10 protein-coding genes and 1 pseudogene are annotated in these 8,552 nt (G+C 30.5%); all 11 read left to right on the forward strand.

What is annotated here, in order from left to right:
* Nucleotides 1–329 (forward strand): annotated as a pseudogene (locus tag T514_RS27100) (diaminopropionate ammonia-lyase); the annotation flags it as partial.
* A gap of 25 nt (nt 330–354) precedes the next feature.
* Nucleotides 355–1,539 carry a YgeY family selenium metabolism-linked hydrolase gene (locus T514_RS0121805; protein ID WP_027626645.1) on the forward strand — a complete coding sequence of 395 codons (1,185 nt, stop codon included), beginning with the start codon at nt 355–357 and terminating at the stop codon, nt 1,537–1,539.
* A 101-nt stretch (nt 1,540–1,640) separates the two neighbouring features.
* Nucleotides 1,641–3,095 carry a sodium:solute symporter family protein gene (locus T514_RS25350; RefSeq protein WP_051542255.1) on the forward strand — a complete coding sequence of 485 codons (1,455 nt, stop codon included), beginning with the start codon at nt 1,641–1,643 and terminating at the stop codon, nt 3,093–3,095.
* 33 nt (nt 3,096–3,128) lie between these two features.
* Complete coding sequence (locus tag T514_RS0121815) at nt 3,129–4,718, forward strand: N-acyl-D-amino-acid deacylase family protein (RefSeq protein WP_027626646.1); 1,590 nt, start codon at nt 3,129–3,131, stop codon at nt 4,716–4,718.
* Nucleotides 4,719–4,943: 225 nt separating this feature from the next.
* Nucleotides 4,944–5,636 (forward strand): DNA/RNA nuclease SfsA, encoded by a 693-nt coding sequence (gene sfsA / locus T514_RS0121820; RefSeq protein WP_027626647.1) that lies wholly within the window; start codon nt 4,944–4,946, stop codon nt 5,634–5,636.
* A gap of 97 nt (nt 5,637–5,733) precedes the next feature.
* Nucleotides 5,734–6,267, forward strand: coding sequence for an NAD(+) diphosphatase (locus tag T514_RS0121825; protein WP_027626648.1), 534 nt, complete (start codon nt 5,734–5,736; stop codon nt 6,265–6,267).
* Between the two features lie 163 nt (nt 6,268–6,430).
* Nucleotides 6,431–7,210 carry an EFR1 family ferrodoxin gene (locus T514_RS0121830; protein WP_027626649.1) on the forward strand — a complete coding sequence of 260 codons (780 nt, stop codon included), beginning with the start codon at nt 6,431–6,433 and terminating at the stop codon, nt 7,208–7,210.
* 26 nt (nt 7,211–7,236) lie between these two features.
* The gene (locus tag T514_RS27105) at nt 7,237–7,395 is read left to right on the forward strand and encodes a hypothetical protein (RefSeq protein ID WP_027626650.1); all 159 of its coding nucleotides are present in this window, start codon (nt 7,237–7,239) and stop codon (nt 7,393–7,395) included.
* Between the two features lie 153 nt (nt 7,396–7,548).
* A complete protein-coding gene (locus T514_RS0121840; RefSeq protein WP_027626651.1) occupies nt 7,549–7,737 on the forward strand; it encodes a hypothetical protein in 189 nt (62 codons plus the stop codon).
* 12 nt (nt 7,738–7,749) lie between these two features.
* A complete protein-coding gene (locus T514_RS0121845; RefSeq protein ID WP_027626652.1) occupies nt 7,750–7,938 on the forward strand; it encodes a hypothetical protein in 189 nt (62 codons plus the stop codon).
* 228 nt (nt 7,939–8,166) lie between these two features.
* Entirely contained in the window at nt 8,167–8,325 is a 159-nt protein-coding gene (locus T514_RS26835; protein WP_156940051.1) for a hypothetical protein, read from the forward strand.
* The last annotated feature ends 227 nt before the right edge of the window (nt 8,326–8,552 follow it).

The following is an 8,552-nucleotide window of genomic DNA, read 5'->3' on the forward strand; positions in this document are numbered from 1 at the left end:
TAGCATGCGGAGAACCAAATACTATAGGATGGAATATATTAAGAGATTATTCTGATGGATATTTTTCTTGTCCAGATTATGTTTCGGCAAGAGGAATGAGAGTACTTGGAAGTCCTTTAAAGGGAGATGACCAAATTATTTCAGGAGAATCAGGAGCAGTTGGTGCAGGTGTAATAAGTTTACTTATGGAAAGAGACTATTATAAAGATCTAAGAGAAAAGTTAGAGTTAGATGAAAATTCAAAGGTATTAATAATAAGTACAGAGGGAGATACGGATCCTTACAAATATAAAGATATTGTATGGGATGGAGATAATGCATCTATATAAATAATTAGAATAAGGGGGAATAAAAATGTTGACTAATGAAAAAAAAGAAAAAGTTATAAAGGTATGCCAAGAATTAATAAAGGTTAAAAGTTATTCTGGGCAGGAGGGAAATGTAGTAAATAAGCTTAAAGAAATATTTACAGAGCTAGGATTTGATGATTTTTATGTAGATGAATATGGAAATATAATAGGTCATATTAAAGGAAACAAAGAAGGTAAAAAAATATTGTTTGATTCTCACATAGATACTGTAGAGGTGGCAGATGAATCAAAATGGACTCATAATCCATTTGCAGCTGAAATAGTAGATGAAAGGATATATGGAAGAGGAACTTCTGATATGAAAGGCGCTTTAAGTGCTATGATTTGTGGAGTATCAAACTTTGCAGAAGTTACTAACAAAGAGTTTGCTGGAGATATTTATGTAGCAGGAGTAGTCCATGAAGAATGTTTTGAAGGAGTTGCATCAAGAAAAATTAGTGAAAAAATTAAACCAGACTATGTTGTAATTGGAGAAGCGTCAGAATGTAACTTGAAAATTGGCCAGAGAGGTAGAGCTGAAATAGTTGTTGAAACATATGGAAAACCAGCTCACTCAGCAAATCCACAAAAGGGAATAAATGCAGTATATAAGGCTTCAAAATTAATAAATAGAATAAAAGATATGGAAATGACTTATGATAACGAATTAGGACATGGAATATTAGAATTAGTTGATATTAAATCATCACCATATCCAGGAGCATCAGTTGTACCTGATTATTGCAAAATAACTTATGACAGAAGACTTTTAGTTGGTGAAACTAAAGAGGAAGTTTTACAACCAGTATTAGACTTAATTGAAGAAATGAAAAAAGAAGATCCAGAATTTAATGCTAAAGCATTCTATGCAAAGGGAATAGAAAAGTGCTACACAGGAGAAATAATATCAGATGAAAGATTTTTCCCAGCATGGAAGTATGGAAAAGAAGAAGACTTCGTTAAAGATTCACTTAAATCATTAAAGGAATCAGGATTAAATCCAGAGATAGCTTACTATTCTTTCTGTACTAATGGAAGTCATTATGCAGGAGAGGCAGAAATAAAAACAATAGGCTTTGGGCCATCACCAGAAAATCTAGCTCATACAATAGATGAGTATATTGAAATAGATCAGTTAGTAAAAGCTACTAAGGGATATGAAGCTATAGCAAAGGCACTATTAAAGTAATGTAAGAAAGTTTTTTGTAATATAAAGTTGATTTTCCACGGCTTTATAGCTGTGGAAAATCAATGGATTGAAATAGGTAAAAAATAAGGGGGAATATTAAAATGCCTATAACTTTAATAATTATCATTTTATACATGACAATTATAATGGGCGTAGCAGTGGTTTCATCAAAAAAGAAAGTTAAGAATTCGAAAGATTTTTTATTGGCTGGTAGGAGTCTAGGACCGTTTGCATTAGCTGGTACATTAGCAGCTACTGAAATAGGTGGAGGAAGTACTGTTGGTGTTGCGGCTAAGGCATATGGAGATTGGGGCCTTTCAGCAGGATGGTATGTTGTTTGTTGTGGGATAGGTATATTTTTGGTTTCATTTGTTGCACCAACTTTAAGAAAAGCTATGGCAACTACTATTCCAGAAATTATGGAAAGAAGATATGGCAGACCATCTCATGTAGTTACAACAGTATTATCAATTGTAGCATTATTTGTAGCTACAGCTGTTCAAATAATATCAACATCTACAATAATTAGTGTTATAACAGGAACACCGTTGAAAAAGACTGTAATTATAGCAGCAGTGGTAATAACTATATATACAATGCTTGGTGGACTTGTTTCTGTTGCAGCTACAGATATTATACATATAACATTTATAACTATAGGTATGACTATAGCTATGCCAATAATAGTTAAGAATGCAGGGGGATGGGCAGAAGTAAAAGCTGCTTTGCCACCAGGACAATTAGGGTTAGCAAAGGTAGGTTGGAAAACTATATTTGGATTAATATTAATGTATTTTATGACATTTTCTACAGGACAAGAGGCAGTTCAAAGATATTTTGCAGCTAAAGATGCCAAGACTGCAAAAATTGGTTCTTTCTTATGTGCCATAATCATGGCTTTATATGGTTTTGTTCCAGCAATAATTGGATTAGTAGCATTGGCTAAGTTCCCAGGAATTAATCCTAATAATGCAATGGCTACAGCTGCAGTTAATTTTGCACCAACAATAATAGCAGGTCTTGTATTAGCATCTGTTTGTGCAGCTACTATGTCTAGTGCATCAGGAAATATGATAGCAGTTTCTACTTTATTTACTAAGGATGTATATCAAAGATATTTGAAAAAAGACGCAACAGATAATGAATTAATGAAAATGAGTAAAGGAGTTATAGTATTTGTAGGAGCAGTGTCATTAATAATTGCGTTGACAAATACACAGATAATACCACTTTTAGTATTTGCATTTACAATTAGATCAGCAGGGCCTTTTGCAGCATTTATATTTGGATTGTTGTATAAAAAAGCTACAGTAAATTCAGGATTTTACTCATTAATAGGTGGAAGTATAGCAGCATTTATATGGCAGTATTTAGGCGAACCACATGGAATAATGTCAGTTGTATTTGGTTCTATTATAAGCACTATAGTATTCTTTGCAATTGCTATATTTGAAAGTAGTAGGGGAGTTCCAGCAGCACCACCTGCTATAACTCAAGAACATTTAGATATGCTTGAGAAGGAACAATTAGAAATTCAAGCAGCATTAAATAAGTAGAATAGACTGAATGTTTAGAAAGGAGATAAAAATATGAATAAATTACTAATTAAAAATGCAACTATAATTGATGGTACAGGAAGGGATAGATTTAAAGGTAATATAGCTATTGAAAATGATAAAATAGTTAAAATAGGGGAAATTAAAGAAGAAAATTTTGATAAGATTATAGATGCTAAAGAGAATATTGTTTGTCCTGGTTTTATAGATACACATAGTCATTCAGACTTGCAAATATTAGTAGAGCCATATGTAGAACCTAAAATTAGACAAGGTATAACTACTGAAGTTTTAGGACAAGATGGTATATCCATGGCGCCTTTGCCAAAACAATATGTTACTCCATGGAGAATGAACTTGGCAGGCTTAGACGGGGATAGTGACGAGTTAAGTTGGGATTGGGAAACTACAGAAGGATATTATAATTTGTTAGAGAAATCAGGTGTTGGGCCTAATGTTACTTATTTAGTTCCTCATGGTAATATAAGAATGGAAGCTATGGGATTAGATAATAGAAAGGCTACAGAAGAAGATTTAAAGAAGATGAGAGAAATAACTAGAAGAGAGTTAGAGGCAGGAGCAGCTGGAGTATCTACAGGATTAATATATATGCCATGTGCTTATAGTAATACAGAAGAAGTTATTGAAATTTGTAAAGTTGCAGCAGAATTTGATAGACCTCTTGTTGTCCATCAAAGGAGTGAGGCAGATACAATATTAGACTCAATGGAAGAAATAATTGAAATAGGTAAAGCCAGCGGAGTAAAAATACATTTTTCTCACTTTAAGGTGTGTGGAAAGAAAAACTACGATAAGGTTGATAAAGTATTAGAACTTTTAGATAAAGTTAAAGAAGAAGGAATAGAAGTATCATTTGACCAGTATCCATATGTAGCAGGAAGTACAATGCTTGGTGTTATTCTACCACCATGGGTACATGATGGAGGAACAGATAAGTTATTGAAAAGACTTGAAGATGAAGAATTAAGAAAAAAGATGATAGAGGATATTGAAAAAGGAATACCTGGTTGGGATAACTTTATTGATTTTGCAGGTTTTGATGGAATATATGTAACCAGTGTTAAAACAGATAAAAATAAAGATTGTATAGGAAAAAATTTAGTAGAGATTGCAGCTATGAGAGGAAAAGATCCTTATAATGCAACATTCGATTTATTATATGAAGAAAAAAATGCAGTTGGAATGTATGATTATTATGGGAAAGATGAACATGTAATAAAAATAATGAAGAGACCAGAACATAATGTATGTACAGATGGACTTTTAGGTGGAAAACCACATCCAAGGGTATATGGAGCCTTTCCAAGAGTGATTGGAAAATTTGTAAGAGAAGAAAAAGCATTAACATTAGAAGAAGCTATTAATAAAATGACATTAAAACCAGCTTCAGTATTTAGGCTTGATGATAGGGGAAGTTTGAAAGAAGGAAAGAAAGCAGATATAGTGATTTTTAATGAAAATATAATAATCGATAAGGCAACATTTATAGATCCTATTCAATATCCAGATGGAATAGTGACTGTAATAGTAAATGGCCAGGTTATTTTAGATAATGGTATAAGAAGTAAAAAGTTAACAGGAGAAGTAATAAGAATAAGTTAATAAGCTTTTTATGGGGTGTCCAAGGAAATTGTTAGTATAAATTTTTGGACACCTCTATTTATTGTTCTAATAATTGTATGGAATATAATCAATATAATGATAAAATAATATATATTAATCCACATAAAGCATACTCATAATTTATAACTGTGACTATTTTTGTGTATAATGTGGATAATTTCATTTGTTTTGTGTATAACTTTAAATAGAAATGGGGATAATAGTATGTTTATAACCAAAAAAATTATAAAGGCCGAATTTATTAGAAGACCTAACAGATTTCAGGGATATGTAATTATAGACGGTGAAGAGACATTGGTACATGTTCCGAACACAGGTAGGTGTAAGGAAATATTAATACCAGGAACTACTGTAATCTTAAGGGAAGAAGGTAATCCTTTAAGAAAGACAAGATATGATTTAATAGGAGGATATAAGGGAGAAAGATTTATAAATATAGATTCTCAAATACCTAATAAAGTGGTAGAAGAGGCACTACTTCAAAAAAGAATAGAAGGACTTAATAAGTATTCTATAGTAGAAAGGGAGAAAACTTTTGGCAATAGTCGATTTGATTTTAGATTGAGAACTGAGAAAGGGGAAGAATATTATCTAGAAGTAAAAGGAGTAACACTAGAAGAAAATGGAGAAACAAGGTTTCCTGATGCGCCAACAGAAAGGGGAAGAAAACATTTGTTAGAGCTAATAGATGTTAAAAAGCAACAAAAGGGAGCAGGGGTATTATTTTTAATTCAGATGGAAGATGTAGATCACTTTAAACCTAATGATGGTACAGATAAAGCTTTTGGAGATGCACTGAGGCTAGCGTATAAAAATGGTGTAGATATATTTGCATATGATTGTAGCATAGGGGAAAACTTTATTACTTTAAAGAATAAAATTAGGATTATACTTTAATGTGTTGGAATAATTAGAGAAGTTGTTTTATAATATTAGTATATTAGCATTGTGAAAGGCGGGTGGAGAGTTCTAATTTTTTTAGAGCAAACTAAATATGAAGTTTAAATATTGCCCTAAGTGTGGTAAAGAATTAATAGAGAAATATAGTTGGGATGAAGGTGGGGTACCATACTGTCCTGTAGATGATATAATGTATTTTGATACTCCAAAGCCTTGTGTAGTTGTAGCTGTATTAAAAGATAATAACATTTTACTCCTTAAACAAAGTTATATATTTAAAAATTCAAAGGTTTTAGTATCTGGGTATGTAACAAATGGTGAGACTGTTGAAGAAACAGTTTATAGGGAAGTAAAAGAGGAAACTGGAATTACAATTGGAGACATAAAGTATTTAGGAAGTGAATATCTTTCTTCAAAAGAATTAATAATGCTAACTTTTATGGCAAATTATGTAGAAGGAGAAATTAATAAATCTGATGAGGTTGAATGGGTAGATTGGAGAGAATTAGAGAATGCTATCTATGAAATGGAGGAAGATGAAATAGGTAAGAATGTTGTAAGAAAGGTTTTAAGCGAAGTTGGATATACTGAAGATAAAGCATATGTATATGATAATAACAAGGGCTAAACATATAAATAAAAAAGATCCTATAGTATTATATTGGTGAAATATTAATAAGTAGGATCTTTTATAATTTTAAATAATTATTAATGATCTTCAGTTATAGAAGGATTTAGTATGCTTTTGAAGAATTTATATATAATTAAAATGTTGAAAGTAGGGAATGTTCATGAGGGGGATTTTATATTACTTTAGTGGAACGGGAAATACAAAGTGGATAGGTGATAGATTTAAAGAAAGTTTTAGCAGGCGCAAAATAGAAGTTGATTTAGCCAATATAGAAAGTATAGAAGAATTTGAAATAGATAATTATGATTTTATGATATTGGGAACTCCTATATATGCGGAGTTAGAGCCTAAAATAGTTGATGATTTTATTGAAAAATTACCTGTGAATAAAAATAATATGAAAGTAATTATATATTCAACACAGGCAGCTAAAACTGCTTCAGCTGTTTCGATTTTAAAATTAAGACTAGAGAAAAAGGGATATAAGATTATGAGTGAAAGTATGTTTCAAATGAGTAATAACTATTATTTTGGAGTTGGTAAAAAGACAGAAAAGCATACTTTTAATGTTATTAAAGAAAATGCTATTAAACAAGTAAACGGTGTTGTAAAAAGTTTTATAAACAATAAGAATACAAGAGTGCATTTAAACTACTTTAGAATAGCTGGTGCAAAGATTAGCAGTAAAATTTATAGAAAATTATTGCCTAAAATGTCTAAAAATTTTACGTCTACAGAAGAGTGTATAAAATGTGGGTTGTGTTTAAGAAATTGTCCTAAGGGCAATATAACTTTTGAAAATTCTGTAGCAGTATTTCATAGCAAATGTATGCTTTGTATGCGATGTATTCATATATGTCCTGTAAATGCTATAAGGTATAAGGGGAAAATGATAGAACAAACTCAAAACGGCATGATAAAAAATCTTATTTTAAAATAGATACATATATTAAGAGGTGATCCATAATGGCAGTAGGAGGAGACAATTGTAAGTATTGTCCAGAGTTCTTGGATAAAAAATGTGATGGAAAGGTTAATAATTGTATGTGTAGAAGATGTCCTAGAAATCTAGGAAAATGTTTAATTACAAGATATTGTACAGAAACAGAATCTGTACTGGATTAGTTTTGTTATCATTTTAGTTAGCACATTTCAAAATATAATTTTGAAATGTGCTAATTTTTTTTATTAAAGTTATTAATTTAAGAATTATTTTTTATTTTCCAGGAAACAATATATATCAATAACATATATAACTTAACAAAGAGGGTGATACATATGCGATTAGAGGAACTTAAAATGGTAGTTGCTGAAAACTGTGAAGGCTATGAACCTATAGCATCTGTATTTGTTTCCGATGTAGGTAGTAATATAACGGACAGTTGTGAAAACTGCAAGAACTTTGAGGATGGAAAGTGCGTAAAGGACTTGTTTGATCCAATTAAGGAAAAAATATATAGAAATTAGGAGGAGAGTATTATGGGAAATGCATATGAAATGATGGCTGTAGGAGAAAATTGTCCTGGGTATATGCCAATATATGATGGATTTCAATCTTCCACAGGAGAACCACAAAATAAAAGTTGTAGAAATTGCCTTAACTTTGAAAATGAAATATGTACAATAGACTACTATGATAAGGTAGTTTCAAGTTTTGATCAGGCATAACAATTTAAAAAGGCAGCATACTAATTTGCTGTCTTTTTTTGTATATATTTATAATTTTAAATAATAATTAATGTTTTAAATATATAGTTTAAAACAAATAATATATGATATAATTATTATATGAAATATTTACCTTAAAGTGTTTATTAGAAAGTAACAGAACAAATAAGAAGCAAAGGAATTTTTTTCACACATAGATTTATTTGAACGGAATTCTAAGATATCTCTATGATTAAGAAAAGATTTATAAATTTTGTTCAAGGCTTATCTTACGGAAAAATTAATGAAAATAAATTTATTATTTTTCATGGAATAGGATTTAGTTTTGGTAGATGCAAAGTTTATCTTCTTATGGTTCTGTTGATATTAGATAATCCTGTTTTTTAAAGTTCTTATTGTAATAAAGTGGAGTATATACCACGAACGGTGAATTATTATATTTAAGAAGGTATACTTTTAAGGAAACAGGAAAAATAAGAAGGCATATTTTTATTATATAAAAATATGTCTTCTATTTATTTGTCTATAAATAAAACCACCTGCTATGCAGGCGTGTTCAGAAAAGCTTAAGCGTTGAAAAAAAATACCTCACCTTGATAGAATAGATATGGTTT

The organism is Clostridium lundense DSM 17049 (assembly GCF_000619945.1).
Taxonomy (GTDB): domain Bacteria; phylum Bacillota; class Clostridia; order Clostridiales; family Clostridiaceae; genus Clostridium_AO; species Clostridium_AO lundense.

Excerpts from the sequence above, each read along its gene's own strand:
- T514_RS0121805 (WP_027626645.1), top strand. The coding sequence starts at position 355 with ATGTTGACTAATGAAAAAAAAGAAAAAGTTATAAAGGTATGCCAAGAA.
- T514_RS25350 (WP_051542255.1), top strand. The coding sequence starts at position 1,641 with ATGCCTATAACTTTAATAATTATCATTTTATACATGACAATTATAATG.
- T514_RS0121815 (WP_027626646.1), top strand. The coding sequence starts at position 3,129 with ATGAATAAATTACTAATTAAAAATGCAACTATAATTGATGGTACAGGA.
- sfsA (WP_027626647.1), top strand. The coding sequence starts at position 4,944 with ATGTTTATAACCAAAAAAATTATAAAGGCCGAATTTATTAGAAGACCT.
- T514_RS0121825 (WP_027626648.1), top strand. The coding sequence starts at position 5,734 with ATGAAGTTTAAATATTGCCCTAAGTGTGGTAAAGAATTAATAGAGAAA.
- T514_RS0121830 (WP_027626649.1), top strand. The coding sequence starts at position 6,431 with ATGAGGGGGATTTTATATTACTTTAGTGGAACGGGAAATACAAAGTGG.
- T514_RS27105 (WP_027626650.1), top strand. The coding sequence starts at position 7,237 with ATGGCAGTAGGAGGAGACAATTGTAAGTATTGTCCAGAGTTCTTGGAT.
- T514_RS0121840 (WP_027626651.1), top strand. The coding sequence starts at position 7,549 with ATGCGATTAGAGGAACTTAAAATGGTAGTTGCTGAAAACTGTGAAGGC.
- T514_RS0121845 (WP_027626652.1), top strand. The coding sequence starts at position 7,750 with ATGGGAAATGCATATGAAATGATGGCTGTAGGAGAAAATTGTCCTGGG.
- T514_RS26835 (WP_156940051.1), top strand. The coding sequence starts at position 8,167 with ATGATTAAGAAAAGATTTATAAATTTTGTTCAAGGCTTATCTTACGGA.